This window comes from Pseudoroseomonas cervicalis ATCC 49957 (assembly GCF_000164635.1).
In the GTDB taxonomy this organism is placed as follows: domain Bacteria; phylum Pseudomonadota; class Alphaproteobacteria; order Acetobacterales; family Acetobacteraceae; genus Pseudoroseomonas; species Pseudoroseomonas cervicalis.
This window is the reverse complement of the sequence record NZ_GG770777.1, coordinates 661541-677354: the sequence shown is the minus strand read 5'-3', so window position 1 is coordinate 677354 and position 15814 is coordinate 661541. Positions and strand designations below refer to the sequence as shown.

Sequence of the window (15814 nt, the reverse complement as noted above, 5' to 3'; positions counted from 1 at the left end):
GGCCGGCGTGCCCGGCGCGCCCGACGTGCTGCACGGCCCGGCCGGCTTCGCCGCCGCCACCAGCGATTCGACCGGGTGCTGGGACCTGGCGCTGGACGGCCTCGGCACGCGCTTCGTCATCGGCGAGATGACGTTCAAGAACCATGGCTGCTGCGGCCACATCTTCCCGGCGCTGGATGGGGTGCTGGCGCTGCGCGCCCGCCACCCCTTCCGGCCGGAGGAGGTGTCGCGCCTGCATGTCGCGGGCTACCGGGCCACGGCGGAGCTGTGCGACCGGCCCGCCGCGCGCACCGGGCAGGAGGCGCGGTTCAGCCTGCAATACTGCGTCGCCGCCCTGCTGCACCATGGCGCCGTCCGCCTCGGCGCCTTCACGCCGGAGCGGCTGCGCGACCCGGTGCTGCACGCCTTCATGCCGAAGGTCTCCGTCAGCCTGGCGCCGGACCTCGCCGAGGCCTATCCACGGCGCCGCGCTGCCCGGCTGCGGCTGGAGCTGCGGGATGGCCGGGTGTTCGAGCACGAGCAGCCGACCCGCAAGGGCGACCCGGAGGATCCGCTCACCGACGCGGAGCTGGACGCCAAGTTCAGCGACCTGGCGGAGCCGGTGCTGGGACAGGACGCGGCGGCGGCGCTGCGGGCGCTGGTGCTGCGGGGGACGGCGCTGCCGGGCGCGCTGGCGCTCGGCCCGGCATAGGGCGGGCCGCCGGCCCGCCCCGCGGCCGGGGTCATGTAACGGCGCGCACATAGACAGACTGCGCCTGCCGTAACCGTTTGATCTGCGGCTTCTGCCTCTGCTGGTTCCACGGACAGGCGCACGGCTTTATTCAGACTCGGATCTGCCAAGTGCGCCAATCCCGAGACCGGAAAATCCGCCAGTGATGTCAGGGCGTTACCTGCTCGTCGCCGCTAAGTCCTTTGCAGCCTTTGACGCGCAGCGAACTGTGGTGCCCGGCGCGGTAGGAACGCGGCAATCTGGAGCCGAAGCTCCCGCCTGTGGGCCAAGTCCGACGGCCATCGCGACAAACCGAAAGCCGCTTTGGGGGGGGCGCACGCCACAGGGTCGGGGGCATAGCCCCGCAGCCGCGCTAGCTCCCCTGCGGCACATAGCCCGGCAGCAACCGGGCCGCCCGCCTCCACTCCGCCACCGCCCGCACGACCTCCTTCCCGCTGCCGTTGGGCAGCGGGGTCGCCCAGCGCACGATGCCCTCGGTCACCTTCTGGGTCGCCGTCCGGACGTCCGTGACATGGCGCCGCCGCATATGGTCGAGTTCGGCGTAGAACCCGGCGGGCCAGTCCCGGGCCGCCTCCAGGGAGCGGGCCAGCGCCTCGTGCGGCGGCACGTCGACGTCGCCCATGTTCTCGAAGCCAAAGAAATAGCGCCGCGGACGCGGTGACGCCGCGTCGAGCCCAAGGCGGACTAGGAACTCGATGATGGGGGCGGGCGCCATGTTCCGGAAGGGTCGCAGGGCCCGGACACCCGCCGCCTCCTCTGGGAACCGAGGATCCCCAAGCAATCCTTGGACGCAGGCGGTGGCGTCCGCCTGCTGAGGTGTGACCGGCGCCGCCGGGATCCTCCTCAGGTCGCCGCCTTCCTTGCAGCCGCACCAAGCCACATCGTTGCCTTTCCACGTGATCGGGTCCCTGCACGCGAGGCATGTGTCCACGAGGACCTTGCGGTGGATGGGGCAAGCCGAGACGAACGATAGATCCCAGACCGCAAGGTGCCGCCCATGCTCGGCCAAGCACTCGGGGCAGACCTTACGACCCGTATTCACCTGGAAGTCCAGGGCGCTGCCAGGGAGCGAATGCCCCCAGAACAAGACGAGGGGTGCGTGCGGATTGCCACGCCAAAGAGGCAGCAAGGACTCGAGAGGAATTCCGGCCTCCGCAGCAAGCCTCTCGACCGATTCGCGCGATGCCCGCGAGGCGAGGCCCGTGAACCCCAATCGCTTGCTCAGGACGTTCGGCGTCTCCGTCCGCCGCCGCCGAGCGAGTCGAAAGACGTAGCTCTGAAGGCTCTCGTCCGCGGCTGGCATGAGGCCGAGGCTGTGGGAACGTGGCCTATCCTCTGGCGGCAGATCCTCTGGCGGCAGGCGCGGCTGTGGCGGAAGCGGCATGGGCGCGGACACTACAAGGACAGCACACCTGCAGTCGATCGGCAGGTGAGGGCGAGCAGTTTTCCCTAATCCTGCCGCCACGCACCCGAAGTCACCCCACCCAGCCAACCGAGCGCCGTAGGCGACGCAATTCCAAGTGGAAAACAAGGATAAGCTTGGGCATCATTTCGGCTGCTGGCGGCCCATCCTGGCGCGGTCGCACGCGGGGCTGTCGATGGCTGAGCTGAAGATTGGCGACAGGCTGCCGCTGCCCCGCCAGTATGACGTGGACGAACAGATCGCCCGAAAATCCATCCACCGGTACGCGGCGCTGGCTCACTGGCGGGGTGCCGGTGGTCCGGCGACCGTGGTCATGCCGACCGGTACCGGGAAGACCGTGACCATGCTCGCGATCTCGGCGCTGGCGCAGTTGCGGCGGCTGGAGACCCACGGCGAAGAATCTGACGCGTGGCTGCCACTCGGGCCACGGAATTGCAAGATGCGCCTTCCAAGCGCTGTTGGAGCCGGATACTGGGCTCCCGGGTTTGGGCGGGTGACCGATTATGTCTTGGTGGAATCGGACTAGAGTAGATGCACCTTCGGAGCGTGCTGGAGGGGGTCCGCAGAAGGAGGTTCAGCGCTTCTACGATCGGGCGCTGGGCGCATCATGCATAAACTGGGACCGCCTTTCCGGTGGGTGCGAATTCAGGGCTGAGGCCGCGACCCGCTGGTTCACGCCGAGCGGCGTCACCACGATGAAGATATGGTGCTTTCCTCACGTGGTTAACATGCAGACCGAGACGGGCTTGCGGACCGTGGAGAACTTCCCACTCACGCCATCTCGCCAGGCGCTTTCGGAGGAGGGATTTTCTTGGGGCGTTGACTGGGGGTTCCATGTGGCTCCTGCATGTCTGTTTGCGAGCAATGGCCGCCTGGTGGCTCAAGTCATCGACCCCGCCCTGCTGGATGGACCATGTACGGTAGGAAGGTGGCTATGGGTGTTGGGCGCACCGAATGGGCGCTGGATGTTAACTCCGACCGAGGTGACGGACATCGATCCCAAGACGTTTGCCTTTTCATCGAGGATTGGGGACGATGATCTGAGGCGGACACTCGCTGGGCACTTCGACGGCGAGCTTCCTGCGCTGACCGTGCGGGTACCTGCGAGAGGCGAGGGCGATGGGGCAACCTACTTGGACTGACCGGAGGCGATTCCCGCCTTACGCCTCGCTGTCGGTGCCTGACGCACCATCAGAGGTCGTGACCAGCCTGATATGGGTCATGCAGGATGTTGAGCATCCCTCGTGGCAGAGCCTGCCGGGCCTTGGCATTCAGGTCGACAGTCGTCAGCTCAGGTACTGGCTCCCCAAGGACCATCCCGGCTTCGGCGGTCTCGCCGATGCCGCCAAGGCAGCGAGCCCGGGCCGATCGCTTGTTCGACTTATCCTACATCGCGAGGCTCCCGCCATTCTTGACATACGGCCTCCGGAGTGAGTTCGACGGTGGTGCTTCCCCCCACGATGACGCCACGGTAGGTTGCATCGGCCGCCACCGGGTCGGAGTGCCTGTGCTCAGCAAGTTCACCTACTCGAACGCCATCGGGTTGCTCTCCGCCGTCGTGGCAGCCCTCGCCATCTACCTCGCCCTCGTCGACAAGGTGACCGCCGCCGTCACGATGGGTGGGCTCTTCCTGGCCATGGCGGTCGTCCACCAGCTGCCGCGCTTCAAATCCTTCAAGGCATTCAGTGTCGAAGCCCAGCTTCAGGACCGCCTGGAACGGGCTGACGAGCTCATCGAGCAGCTCAGGTCGCTGAGCCTGCTGGTCGCCAAGGCAGGCTACGCGAGCACGGGCATCTCAACGATGGCATTCGGAGGCGTGCAGGGGAGCGGGGACAAGCTCACCAAGGATTTCGACGAGTTGCTGGGGCGCCTGAAGCTGTCCCAAACCGACCTCGCCGATGTGCGCCAGCCACTTGTTCGTGGCATCGGGTTCCGCCTCTGCGCGAACTTTCAGCAAGTAATCTCCTCCCTGCCGTACCATGAAGGACTGGTTCCTCGAAACATGGGCGAGATGATGACCTCCGAGCATGTGCGGCTGCTGAGCATAGACAGCGGCGCCGACTTGCGGACCATGCTCGCCATGTACCTGCCCGACGGACTGTCCCAGGCGCAGCGGTCGGCCGCCGACCGCTACATCGATCGGCTGGTGTCACTGTACGAGGGCTGCCAAAAGGCAGTTGGCCCAACACCGGAGTTCATGGCCTTGGAGGCCCGGGCCCTGTCTGGCACAAACGCAGGCGAGGCCGCGCTGGCCATCTTCGAGGGAAGGGCAGCGAGCGAGCTATCCTGATGGCTCGGCCCGTCCGCAGGCGTCGTGATGCGCCGATTCATTCACTGCGGGGTGCGCACGCCCTGAACCGTCAACGGACAGGCGCCGACACAACACGAGCGTGAATCATCCTACAGGAACCGCCGAGAATCGGGAAACCGTTGGCGCGAGAAGCATGGCATCCACCAGCGTTCGCAAACGTACCCGCGACGGGGTTCATTGAAAGGCTTCAGTTGTCGAGGTGCGAGATGAGTTCGAGGCCTTCGTCGGGTACGAGGTTCGGCTGAATGGCGTTGCTGTGGGTGAAGGCGGCTGGTTCTCCGAAGAGGACGAACTTGGCGCCGCCTTGCTGGCGGCACTCAACCTTGCGACGACGGGTACTGCTGAGGGTCCGAAAAAACCTGCGTCGGGGCCGGGGAGCCGTCGCAGCCCGTAGCCATGGCCTCGCGTGCGGACTTCCTCACCCGGCAAAGCATCAGCCAATCCTGGTGGACGCGATCGAGCAGGGAGAGCGCGCCATGCTCAGCCTCGTGCGCCTCCGCGCCTGGCAGCCAAGCAAGAGCCGTTGCCATAGCGGCTCGAGCGCTCGCGTCATGAGCTGCCTGACCCAACGTCACCGGGTCGGACGCAAGGATACGCGCAAGGGGGACGTGGCGCATCGCAACCGTGCGAGCGAGGGCGTCGATGTGCGCCTCCTCCCAGTCCTTGTGGTGGTTGCTCAAGCCTCCGGGTTCGACGTGCGTTCCGGCTGTCATCCTGCGCTCCCTGTGTCCCACCGCGACCGACGCCAAACAGAGTGCACCAGCGCGAGGGCGCTCATCGAGAATGCCGCGGCTTGCCCCGCTGGGAGCCCGTCTGTGCATGGAGGGCAGGGCCTGCAGGTCCTCGGCTGCGTCTGCACCGGACTGATAGGACGACCTCTACGTGGTCTGCGGCCAGGCGCAGAAGTGTGTCCGCTGGCGGGACGACGCCGAGGCGCTGTTCCGCCACCTGCAGTCGCGCGAGGGTAAGCGCTTGGCACGCGCGGACCCAAGCCGGTTCGAGCGGGGCGACGTGGCCACCCTGCGGAAGCTGGAGGGCAGGCTCCGCAGCGCCGAGCGCGAGTTCGCCGTCTTCATCGTGCAGCTGGGCTTGTCGCGGGCGCTGGCCGAGGGCGAGCACCTGGAGCTCCTGGCGGCGACGGAGACCTACCTGGCGGAGACGGCCGGGCTGCTGCTGGGTGTCATAGCCAGCCAGTAACGTTGTCCGCCATCCTTGTGATGGAGGCTCGGTGCCCTGCGCGCATCCGCCAAGGGCTCCATTTGCCGCACGTCTAGCTGATAATCGAGCGAAGCCCTGGAGGCATGGATGGACGACGTCGAAGTTCAATCACCATTTGGGTCGCTCGCAGAGCCGCCGGTGAAGTCAGTTGAGGACGGCAGGGCACTATCGCAGCGACCACTTTTCTTGCAGGGCATCAGGGTCCCGGAGGATTGGTTCCTCCTGCCCGGAGTGCTTCTCCCACTGGGGCTTGCCGCGCATGTTTCCAGAACAGGGTGCCCAATGCCCATTCGTTGGCTTGCCAGCGATGAGCGCGCTCTACTGGAATGCAGCGTCACGCACATGTCTTCGTGGCTGGACGAGGTAGCGATAGCCGCTGCCCTCTTCGCGGTGCAACACGATGCTCCACGAATCGAACTGGATCCCCTGCTTGCGGTCCTTCGGGTCGCTGCGGCAGGGCAGAATGTTGGCGTCATCGACGCCGACGAACTTCGGGCCCGGCTTGAACTGTCCCTTTCAGCACCGGAGTACATCTGGGATAGGCATTGCGCCAGCGCGCGATTCACACCGTGGGAGCGCGCGGGGTGCATTTGGACGTCGTCAAATCCCGTCCGGCTTTAGGATGTCCTTGAGCCCTTCTGACAGCCCGGCGCGTTCGGCAGAGGCACGCAGTTCCGCGCGCTGTGGCGGGGAGGCACTAGGCCAGAGCTCGCGCACATGTCGCGCGGCGGCAGCTCCTGCGGTCGACCAGCCACGCGCATGGGGCAGGTCGACCAGAAGCGTCAGCGCGAGTCGGCCCACATGGTGGAGCGCCTGAGCAAACTCGGCATCGTGGTCACGCCGAGCGTCACCGCGTGCGTAGCCCGGCCTCAACCGCATGGTTTCCTCGGCAGCTCCGGATCGCCGAGCGGCTTCCCGTTCACGGGACGCCTCCACGAAACCTTGCAATGCATGTAGCAACTCGCGCCACCGCTCCCTGTCGGCGGGCTGGCAATATCCATCCTGCTCAAGCTGCAAGAGGCGGTTCTCGATGTCCACAGTACCCTCAGGGTCAAACGGTCGCCGCCATTAGCAGGAGAAGCGCAGCCTCTAATAGTGCCGACCTCATGCTTTTCTCTGGGCAGCATCCGCCCTCCTGAAAAACGCCTGCCGCCCGCCGTCCACCCCCGGCCCGGTCACCGGCAGCACCCCCACCGCCTGCAGGTCCGCCGCCAGCTTCCGGGGCGACGTGCCGCGCTCGCGAGCCAGCTCCGCGCCGGACACGTACACCTCCCGGAAGCGGTCGAGCTCGGCGGCCGTGACGGCGCCGCCCTCGGTCTTGAGCAGGCCGCGCCGGATCAGGTGCGCCACCACCTCACGCTTGAGGCCGAGCAACGCGGCGGTGGCGTAGGCGCTGAACGGCCCCCGCTCGAGAGGCGCCGCCACCCGGCGCACGGCCGCCCGGTCGAACCGCAGGCGCTTGAGGCCAACGGCGGCATGGTCCAGGGCCGCCACCGGCAGGTTGCCCGAGAGCACTATGCCCACGAAGTCGGCCAACCCGACGCCGCGCCGCCGCATAGTCTCGGCCGCCACCTCGAAGTCGACGAGCCCTCGTTCGAGGCCGGTGTCGATCGGGGCGCCCGCCGCCATGCGCCCCGGCAGCCCTTCGATGCTGGCGCGCCGGAACGCCCAGCGGCCCCAGCCGTCGGCGGCGGCCCGATGGACCGCCTCGAGAACGCCTGCCTCCGCCAGCCGCCGCACCCGTGCCCTGGACACCCCCAGGGCGGCGGAGGCTTCGTCCAGCGTCAGCGCGTCACGCAGTTCGGCCGCCAATTCTTCCACCTTCGCGCGGCCGATCACCGCCGGTAGGCCGCGTCCTCCGCCGTCGGGCATGGGTAGGAGGCCAGCCTCCGCCATGCGCTTGGTCGTCTCCACGGACCTGCCCACCATGAGTGCGACCTCCTTCAAGGCGACACCGTCACCCTGCACGCCCAACAGCAGCGAGCGGTGCATCCGGCGCCCCAGGACGGGGTCGGCGGCAAGGAATTGGCGGGTCGCCTCGGCGAGGGCGTCGCGGAACGGCCCGGCCTCCAGCATGGCCAGCCAGCCGTAGTAGGCGCCCATGGTCTTGGTGGCGCCGAAGCGTCCGGCGCGGGCGGCCTCCTCGGCCCGCGTCGCCGCAAGGAACCCGTGAAGGGGAACAGGCCACGCCTCGACCGCGGCAAGGCCAGCGCCGACGACGCGGGCCACGGCGTCCGGCCCGGACGCGACGAGGGTCTCAATGCGTCTTTCCTTGCGCCAAGCGGTCAGGAACATGCCGGTGACCATGACCAGGCGCAGGAGGTCGGCCGGTCCGACGGCCAACAGGGCAGGGGGCAACCACGGGATCGCCTCGCCCTTGGCCAGCGCTAGCACGCGGGCGCTCGCCTCTGCCTCGTCGGAGGAGACCTGCATTCCGGCGAGCGCCCGAAGATCGGTTCCGCAGGCGCAGCGGGTGACGTCGGTTCCGTTCCACCCGAGACCCCGACACCTAGGTCTGTGGCACCTGTCCACGAAGCGCAGGGCGTGGTGGGAGCAGGCGGTCACCAGGGCGCAGTCCCAGGCGGCCCGCTGGATGGGCGCTGCGGCGAGGCAGGCTGGGCAGGCACGCCGCCGTGAGATGTCGATGAACTCGCGGTGCAGCTCGCCGCCAAGGAAACGGTGATGGGCGAGGCGGCCGGTAGGGCGGTAGGCAGCGGCTTCGAGAGCGGCGGGATCGGCGCCGGACAGGGTCGCGAGGCCGCGTATGTCATCCCCAGAGGTGGCGGAGCCAGGCTGGCGCAAGCCGACATGGATGGCGAGGCGGTCGGCGTCGGGGAAGCGGGCACGGCCCGCGAACCGCATCATGAAGCCTGGTATGCTCTCGCCCGGCACGATGCGCATGCCGAGCGAGAGGGGCTGTCTGCCCATATCCTCAGGGCCGGAAGTCTTGGTGGCGGCCACTGCGGCGGGTGCGGCCGCGCAGGCGGGTCTTTTCGGGGCTCGTGTCGATGGTAGGCCCGACTGCCTCGGGGAACGCGGGGCGCTCTGCTGTCCACACCGCCGACTTGCCGTATGCCCTCACGAGGTGGGCGTAGGTAAGCCTGTCCGCCTTCCCGGACGCCATTTCGTAGATGGCTTCCGCGGCAGCGTTCTCAATGAGGGTCGCCATGTCGCCAAGATATCCCGATGCGGCGCGGCAAAGCGGATAGGCCACTTTGGCTTCCGCAAGGCCGGACAGCGCGCCGAAGATGTTGTCCCTAAGGAACTCATCCCATTCCATCAACACGTCCTGCAGGAACTCGCGGCTTTCGGCGACGTCCCAGTCCAGCGGCAGGAGCTCGTGCCGGATGCTTGCCCGCCTTCGGAATTCTGCATCGGCCTCCCTGAGTAGCAGGACGGATGCCGTACCGGCGATGATCAGGGACGGACCGCCTTTGGCGTTCACGATGTACCGGCAGAGACTGGCGATGCGCTTGATGGCAGCGGTGTCCTTGCCTTCGAGGCACTGGCTGAACTCATCGGCGACGGCGAGCCTGTTCCCCACTTCGCGCCCTACTGCGACAATGTCCTCCTGGATGACGAGGCGCTTGCGGCCCCGACCCACGATGTGGTCGATGCTCTGGCCTGTCAGCGCGGCGAGCCAGACCTCGGCGACGTCCTTCTCGCTTCCATTCGGAACCTTGAAGTACAACACGTCCTTGCGGTCGGCGAATGCGCCATCCGGGCCAACGATGGCGCGTGGTTGGTCGGGGAACTGCCTGGTGTAGTCAAGGACGAGCTTCGACTTGCCGCTGCCTGAGCCGCCGACCAGGAGGAGGATGCCAGCCTCGCCCGACGATCCATGGTCGCGGTGGTGAAGGCGGCGGATGTCCCGCTGGATCTCGTCCGACTTGTCGGTCGGAAGGTAGAACTCGCGGAACCTGCCCGAGAGCCTGACGAGACGGTCGATTTCGTTCTGGTCCATGGTGCTCATTGCCCTTCGTCGCCGCGCATGCGCTTCGCCTGCCGCCGCGGACGTGCCGCGCGGCGCTCGTCGTTCGTGTTCTCCGACTTCTCGGGCGCCGCCTGCGGCTCGCTGCCGTCCGGTTGCGGCTGCACGTCGCCGGTGTCGTCGCCGGACGGCTGGTTGCTGTTCATCATCAGGAAGCGGACCAGGGCATTCCGCTGGCGCTTGGACAGTGACTTTCCGTCCGCCAGCAGCCGTGTGGCCTCCTCCACCAGCGCTGCCTTTGTGGCGCGCAGCTCGTCGGTGTCGTAGGTCCGCTCCAGACGCTTGTTGAACTTGAGGGTGATGTCGTGCTGGTGGAGGGTGAGACCGACCATCAGGCGACGATTGAAGGGTTCGACCTTTGCGATCGCACCCGTGAACGGGTTGACGACCCAGGCTTGGGACACGTCGTGCTCGTCGAACAGGACCTGGATCTTCATGCCTTTGCGGTAGTTCGGGTTGGCGACGATCTGCCGGATGGCCTCGCCGTGCCACGTGAGACCCTGGGTGGTGACCCTGCCGCGCAGCGGCAGGCACATGTGCCGGTGGGTGAGCAGCACGGTCAGGTCGTGCTCGCTGCGGAGCGCCCGCAGCAGGCGCCGGTCCGTGTGCTCCTGCCACCGGCGCAGCGGCACGTCGTCGATGCCGGTGTGCCACGACTTGGCATAGACCATGGCGACCCAGGTCCAGAGGCGGCGCACGAGGTCGGAGTACCGGATGATGGCATCCGGCTTCTCGGGGTCGTTCTCCTCGCGGTGGCTGGGCGGGTTGGGCCCCGCCAGCGGCCGCAACGCCTGTTCCCGGAAGTCCCGGATGAAGCGCTCGATGCACGCCTTGAGCTGCGGGTTCTCGCCCTCGGCGTAGTCCATGATCATGTCGAGGACCAGGGACGCGTCGCGCACGTGCTCGTTGTTCGTCGCCGCGGCCTGATCGAAGTAGAACGACATCGGGACGCCGGTGGGGAAGTCGTAGTCGAGGTTCGGCACGAGCTTCTTGAGGAAGCCCTTGGGCGTCATCGTCATCCGCAGGACGCTGAACCCGATGCCAAGGGTCTCGCCCGCGAAATGGACGATCAGCGCGAGCGGCATGCGGGTGAAGTGGTCGTAGGCGATGGACACCCAGGCGCCGCCCATGTCCAGGCCGCTCCGGTCGTCCAGCACCCTGATCCGCCGCAGGCGGAAGTGATCGACCTCGACACGCTCCAGCGGGAACGTCGTGACCACACCGTTGCCGATGGTGCGGACCTTGTCGAACTCCTTCTTGCCCTTGCGACGGCGGAGGGAAACGTGCTGGTCAACCTCCTCGCGGATGTAGCGGGCCACCTGGCTCTCGCTCGGACACCAGAGCTGGTTGTCCGGGTTTGCCTTGTTCCAGTTTGTCACCCGGTCGTTGAGCGCGCCCCAGACCTTCGACTTGCGGTTCTCCTGCCGCGTGAGCCAGATTACGGTGATGGTCTCGATCAGCCACTGCTCGACCATCGCGGGCATCTTGCGCCCGCGTGGACCCTGCCTGTCGAAACGGGGCGCGAGGGCGCGGATGTCCCCGCCTGCCTGCTTCAACGTGTTCAGCCAACCATAGAACGTGCTGACACCAGGGGCTTTCTTCCCGGTCGCCTTCGCGACCTGCTTCAGGAAGGCGAGGAGGGTCACCTTGGAAACGCGACCGCCGAGATTGATGCGCTCGACGACGGGGAGGTCCGGCATCCTCTCGCGGTAGAAGCGCTCCGGGTCGCGGTACGCCTCTACGAAAACGGCGCTCCACTGGACCTTGGCTTTCATTGAGCTCGGCAAGCCGTCGAGCGGGACGCGGAGCACTTCCCGGATGCGCTCCGGCAGGTCCGCGTCAGGTGAATCGACGACCCAGCTCTCGCCGCGCCAGCACTCCTCCTGCCAGGCGATGTTGTTGACGACGGCGGTCTCGTCGGTCTTGACATTCTCCAGGTGGATCAGGCCGCTCTTGAACAGCTTCACGCGCCAGATGCTGCCCTGGCGGTGGACGTACGTGCCACGGACGAGGCGTCGCCGATCCAGCGGCTCCGGGACGGTCGGCTGGCGCAGGCTGCCGCTCTGCCAATTCAGGATCCAGGAGGCGAGGCCCCAGGTCAGTAGCTCGCCGGTCATCAGGTTTCGTAGATCGAGCCCGTCGTTGTCGAGGCGCTCGACCTTCCATGGGTGGCCGTCCCAGCGGATGATCTGGCCAAGCCGGGGCAGGTACCGGTTGCTCATGTCCGCCACCCCTTCGTCCGGCAGGCCAGCACGGGGGTGTTTCGACCGAGCCCGGCCGAGACGTCGGCCACCACGAACCCGTTGGCGACCATGGCCAGCAGCTGCTGCCAAGTGGCGAAGCCATCCAGTAGCCGGTGCAACTCCCCAAGGGTGGCAGGTGCGTGACGTTCGGCCACAGTCGACACCGTGAAGGGCAGGGAGTCCGGCCACTGCCAGTATCGGTAGTAGAAAAGGTCCTTGGCGCCGGGCAGCGCGGCGTCCTCGGTGACTTCGTCGCGGTTCAGGTAGACGAAGCCCAGACCCTGGCGCTCGCAGGCCGCGCGCACGGCGGCAAGGCGCTTCTTGCGGCGCGCGTCCAGCTTGGCCAGCGGGTGGAGGATGGTCAGCGCGTAGGAGCGCGTCTCCTCATGCACGATGAAGTCGGGGATGAACTTAAAGTCCTTGCCTTCCCAGTGGACTTCGATGGCCTCGGCTGTGGAGGTCCAGCCCCGCACCTCGTGCCGGGCGTCCAAGAGGAACGCGGCGTCGCGATGGTGATAATTCCGCAGCCGTTCGTAGCGCTGCGCGCCCTTCGCAGGCGGGTAGTAGGTCGGGACCTGTGTCCGGGTCTTGGGTTGGTCCTGTTCCTCTTCGTCCGGCGCCTTGCCCTTCTCTTGCTTGCTGGCAGTCTTGTCCTTGGCTTTCGCCTTGGGGGGCTTGGCCGGAAAGTGGGGGTTCCAGTTGCCGTGCGTCGGCACTGCCCCCAATGCGAACTTACGCATCGTGGCTTCCAATCCTTCGGGCGTTCGGGATGCCGCCGGTGGGCGGCGTCAGACGGCGCGGGAGCGGCGTCTCAGGGCGGCGAGGCCGAACGCGGCCGGGAAAGCGGGAAGGAGACGGCGTGCGCGGCCACACCGCGCGCGGTGCGCCCATGCGGGCGCCAAGGACTTGTACTGGGGCATGACGTGCTCCGCGGTGAGGCCGGAAGAGCTGCAGGCGGGGACGGCAACATCGGCGCCGTGCCGCAAATCCTCAGTCTCTGGCTCTTCGCATGGAGGAGGTCATGGCTGCAGGTACGCGCGATCCCGGTGTTGGTTGCATCGCCGCCTTGGGATTTGTCGCCCTGCCCAAGATGCGGGCTTTGAAGCGAGTCCGTCATGGCCGCGCCCCCCGGGGGTGGCGACCGGTGCCTCTTGGTCGGCAATCCTTCGCGGCCGCCTCGGACGCCGAGACCAGGGCCTCGATCTCGGCGCCCGGCACCGTCTCCTTGGCGACCAGCAGGTCCGCCAAGCGGCAGATGGCCAAGCCGTGGCGCCGGACCACCGAGCGCGTCTCGGCGTAGGCCGCATCCAGCATCTCGCCGACCCTGCGCGCGACGTCCGGTCGCGCCGCCAGCAGGGCGGGGACACCGGCCGCGTCCGGCAAGCCTCGCCAGACCAGGGCGCCCCCGCCCTTGTCGAGGCCGAGCGCGGTCACCGCTGCGGTCGCGAGGCGCGTCGCTGTGGCGAGGTCGCTCTCGGCGCCGCCGCCGCTCCCGGCCGACGCCTCGCCGAGCAGCTCCTCCTCGGCCGCCCGGCCTGCCAGCGCCTCGCGCAGCAATGTTGACAGGGCCGCGCGGGTGACCGTGGTCTGGCCATCGCCGGGCTCGGTCCAGAGCACCCGGCCCGCGCGGTCGCCCTGCGCCAGCACACTGGCCGAGATCAGGGCACCCGGCCTCCCCAGCGCCGCCACCACGGCGTGCCCGGCCTCGTGGATGGCCACGCGGCGCAGCACCTCTGGGGCCGGGCGCGACCCGTTGCCGCGCAGCTCCGCCTCCAGGTCTGCCAAGGTCGCCTCCCGCCGGTCGTGCCGCGCCCGCCGCCGCATGCCGCGGACCCAGCGCTCGGCCTCGGCGCCGGTGGACCCGAGGCCCAGCAGCGCGAGGCGCGACAGGTCGGCGCCGGGCAGGTCGCCGCCAAGGTGGTGGCGCAGGATGGCGGCCAGCGCCGCCTGGTCCGGCAGCGGCACCCCGATCAGGCGCTCCAGGCGGCCCGGACGCAGGATGGCCGGGTCGATGCGGCTGGCGTCGTTGCAGCAGCCCAGGACGACCACGCCGTCACGTGCGGCGGCGCCGTCCAGCTCCTCGAGGAAGGCGTTGACCACCTGGACCGAGTAGTCGCGGTCGTGGTGGCGGAAGGTGGTGCGGTTGCCGAAGCTGTCGATCTCGTCCACGAGCAGGATGCAGGGCGCCGCCTTGCGCGCGGCCTCGAAGGTCCCGCGCATGGCGCCCAGGGTCGTGCCGAGGTGGCCGTCCTTGGCACCCTGCCACTGCCCCAGCGAGCCGGTCACCAGCGGCACTCCGCACTGCGCGGCCAGCGCCCTGGCGAAGGTCGTCTTACCGGTGCCGGTGGGGCCGACCAGCACGGCGCCGCGGTCCACGTCGCGCCACGGCAGCGCGCCACCGGCGTAGTCGGCGAGGTCGCGCGCGACGTCCTTGCCCCAGCGCGTTGCCTCCTCCATCCCGTGCAGACCGTCGAGCGTCAGCGGGCGGACGGAGAGCCGCTGCGACGCCAACTCTGCCAGCCGCCGGAGGTAGTCGTCGGCATCCTGGTGGGGCAGCCGGGCCAGCCACAGGTCGCCGACGGTGACCAGCCGCGCCACCTCCGGCGGTACGGACGCGGTGACCGGCGCGGCACCGGTCAACATGGTCGCCGCCTCGGCCAGCGCGGCCGGATCCGGCGGGCCGACGGTCACCCTCGCCGTGGCGGCCCGCAGCAGATCGGATGGCAGGCAGCGGGCTGGCGCCGGGCTGAAGCCGTAGACCGGGCGCCCGCTGGCGACCATGGTGCGGACGGCGCCGTTGCCGTCCTCGGGGCGGTGCCAGCGGTCGGAGCCGTCGCGGCGGAACTCGGCCCAGCTCGGCTCAATCTTGCTGATCCGCCGGTATGGCCGGTCCTGGGCGTCGTCGCCGTCGAACGGTACCTCGTCCGTGCCCTGGATCAGCATGCGCCAGGTCTCGGCGACGGGGACGACCCACTCCGCGTCCGGCACCTCGACCACGAGGACCGCGCCCTGCTCCCGCGCCCTGTCACGCAGGGTGGGGTCGGCCAGGAGAAGTCGCCGCACCATGGCGTATGCGGCGGCCTCGGCAGGGTCTTCCAGGCGCACCCGCGAGGGCCGGTGCGCGGGCGGCGGCTGCGGCTGCCGCGCCTGCGGCGGGTTCGGACCGAGGTGGAACGGCTCGTCACCGATCTCCTCCTCGACGGCCTCGGCCAGTCCTTTGATGGCAAGGTCCAGCGCGTCGCCGGTGAGAGAGGCGGCGCCACCCATCCCGCCGGGCGGCAGGGCGGGTGAGGGGGCGGATGCGGAGGTGTTGGCGATGGGGTTCGGCATCGTGTCACCGCAGGCCCAGGGAGCAAGTCCGGTCGGCGGGCGGCGGCACGACCGGCATGGGCGCGCGCGGGGCGCCGAGGCGGTAGAGGCGGTTCAACGTACGCGCCCAGCCCACGGTCGGCGCGAAGGCCCACAGGTCTGAGGTGCGGCAGAACGGGCCGTCCAGCAACGGATGGCCAGTGACGGCGCCGACGAGGCACAAGACCGGGCGCGAGGTCACGGCCCACCCCTCCAGCAGCGGCGCCTCCGACAGCTCCGCCGCCGACGGCATCCCGGTCGCCGCGAGCCGCCGCAGGTCCGCGGCCAGCGTTTCCAGCCTGCTGGCTTCCGCCTCGACGTCGCCGCGCACGGTTCCTCGTTCACCGATGATGAGCATGGTGCCTCCTGTCTCTGATGTGTGATTGTCGGGGTGTTGGTGGCGGCCCGCGCGTGCGGTCGCCGGGCGCCCTATGCGGGCGCGGGGATGACGACCCAGTGCCCGTTTCCGCACCCGCCGACGTGCCCCGCCGGGCCAGGGGGACCCGGTTCAGTCGCCTCGGGGAGGGGAAGGGCGGTCGTCATGCGCAGA

The 15814-nt window shown here is 68.6% G+C and carries 13 protein-coding genes and 1 pseudogene; 5 read left to right on the top strand and 9 right to left on the bottom strand.

What is annotated here, in order from left to right; all coding sequences use genetic code 11:
• The coding region (locus HMPREF0731_RS02905) for an MmgE/PrpD family protein (protein ID WP_007002516.1) at positions 1-691 on the top strand (691 nt) is incomplete at its 5' end.
• 391 nt (positions 692-1082) lie between these two features.
• On the opposite strand, the gene HMPREF0731_RS26030 is transcribed toward HMPREF0731_RS02905, so the two are convergent.
• Together HMPREF0731_RS26030 and HMPREF0731_RS26460 are read right to left on the bottom strand one after the other, a co-directional pair.
• A complete protein-coding gene (locus tag HMPREF0731_RS26030; RefSeq protein ID WP_245538234.1) occupies positions 1083-1445 on the bottom strand; it encodes a hypothetical protein in 363 nt (120 codons plus the stop codon).
• Between the two features lie 234 nt (positions 1446-1679).
• Positions 1680-2033, bottom strand: a pseudogene (locus HMPREF0731_RS26460) (TniQ family protein); the annotation flags it as partial.
• 217 nt (positions 2034-2250) lie between these two features.
• On the opposite strand from HMPREF0731_RS26460, the gene HMPREF0731_RS02895 reads away from it, so the two are divergent.
• The 4 genes from HMPREF0731_RS02895 to HMPREF0731_RS02880 all read left to right on the top strand — a co-directional run bounded on the left by HMPREF0731_RS02895 (position 2251) and on the right by HMPREF0731_RS02880 (position 5661).
• Complete coding sequence (locus HMPREF0731_RS02895) at positions 2251-2679, top strand: hypothetical protein (protein ID WP_040611880.1); 429 nt, start codon at positions 2251-2253, stop codon at positions 2677-2679.
• A complete protein-coding gene (locus HMPREF0731_RS26455; RefSeq protein WP_169312248.1) occupies positions 2657-3295 on the top strand; it encodes a protein-glutamine glutaminase family protein in 639 nt (212 codons plus the stop codon). Before HMPREF0731_RS02895 ends, HMPREF0731_RS26455 begins: the two co-directional genes overlap by 23 nt.
• Positions 3296-3660: 365 nt before the next feature.
• Positions 3661-4443, top strand: a complete 783-nt coding sequence (locus tag HMPREF0731_RS02890; protein WP_157135903.1) for a hypothetical protein — start codon at positions 3661-3663, stop codon at positions 4441-4443.
• Between the two features lie 1032 nt (positions 4444-5475).
• The gene (locus HMPREF0731_RS02880) at positions 5476-5661 is read left to right on the top strand and encodes a hypothetical protein (protein ID WP_169312247.1); all 186 of its coding nucleotides are present in this window, start codon (positions 5476-5478) and stop codon (positions 5659-5661) included.
• Between the two features lie 621 nt (positions 5662-6282).
• Here HMPREF0731_RS02880 and HMPREF0731_RS24015 read toward each other — a convergent pair.
• The 7 genes from HMPREF0731_RS24015 to HMPREF0731_RS02850 all read right to left on the bottom strand — a co-directional run bounded on the left by HMPREF0731_RS24015 (position 6283) and on the right by HMPREF0731_RS02850 (position 15622).
• A complete protein-coding gene (locus HMPREF0731_RS24015; RefSeq protein WP_157135901.1) occupies positions 6283-6720 on the bottom strand; it encodes a hypothetical protein in 438 nt (145 codons plus the stop codon).
• A 66-nt stretch (positions 6721-6786) separates the two neighbouring features.
• Positions 6787-8643 (bottom strand): helix-turn-helix domain-containing protein, encoded by a 1857-nt coding sequence (locus tag HMPREF0731_RS02875; RefSeq protein WP_085980139.1) that lies wholly within the window; start codon positions 8641-8643, stop codon positions 6787-6789.
• A complete protein-coding gene (locus tag HMPREF0731_RS02870) occupies positions 8615-9646 on the bottom strand; it encodes a TniB family NTP-binding protein (RefSeq protein ID WP_157135900.1) in 1032 nt (343 codons plus the stop codon). The genes HMPREF0731_RS02875 and HMPREF0731_RS02870 overlap by 29 nt, the downstream gene beginning before the upstream one ends.
• 5 nt (positions 9647-9651) lie before the next feature.
• Positions 9652-11895 carry a hypothetical protein gene (locus HMPREF0731_RS02865; RefSeq protein WP_157135899.1) on the bottom strand — a complete coding sequence of 748 codons (2244 nt, stop codon included), beginning with the start codon at positions 11893-11895 and terminating at the stop codon, positions 9652-9654.
• Entirely contained in the window at positions 11892-12656 is a 765-nt protein-coding gene (locus HMPREF0731_RS02860; RefSeq protein WP_007002504.1) for a hypothetical protein, read from the bottom strand. The genes HMPREF0731_RS02865 and HMPREF0731_RS02860 overlap by 4 nt, the downstream gene beginning before the upstream one ends.
• A gap of 373 nt (positions 12657-13029) precedes the next feature.
• Complete coding sequence (locus HMPREF0731_RS02855; RefSeq protein WP_157135898.1) at positions 13030-15246, bottom strand: AAA family ATPase; 2217 nt, start codon at positions 15244-15246, stop codon at positions 13030-13032.
• A 4-nt stretch (positions 15247-15250) separates the two neighbouring features.
• Entirely contained in the window at positions 15251-15622 is a 372-nt protein-coding gene (locus HMPREF0731_RS02850) for a DUF6634 family protein (protein WP_007002502.1), read from the bottom strand.
• Positions 15623-15814: the final 192 nt, after the last annotated feature.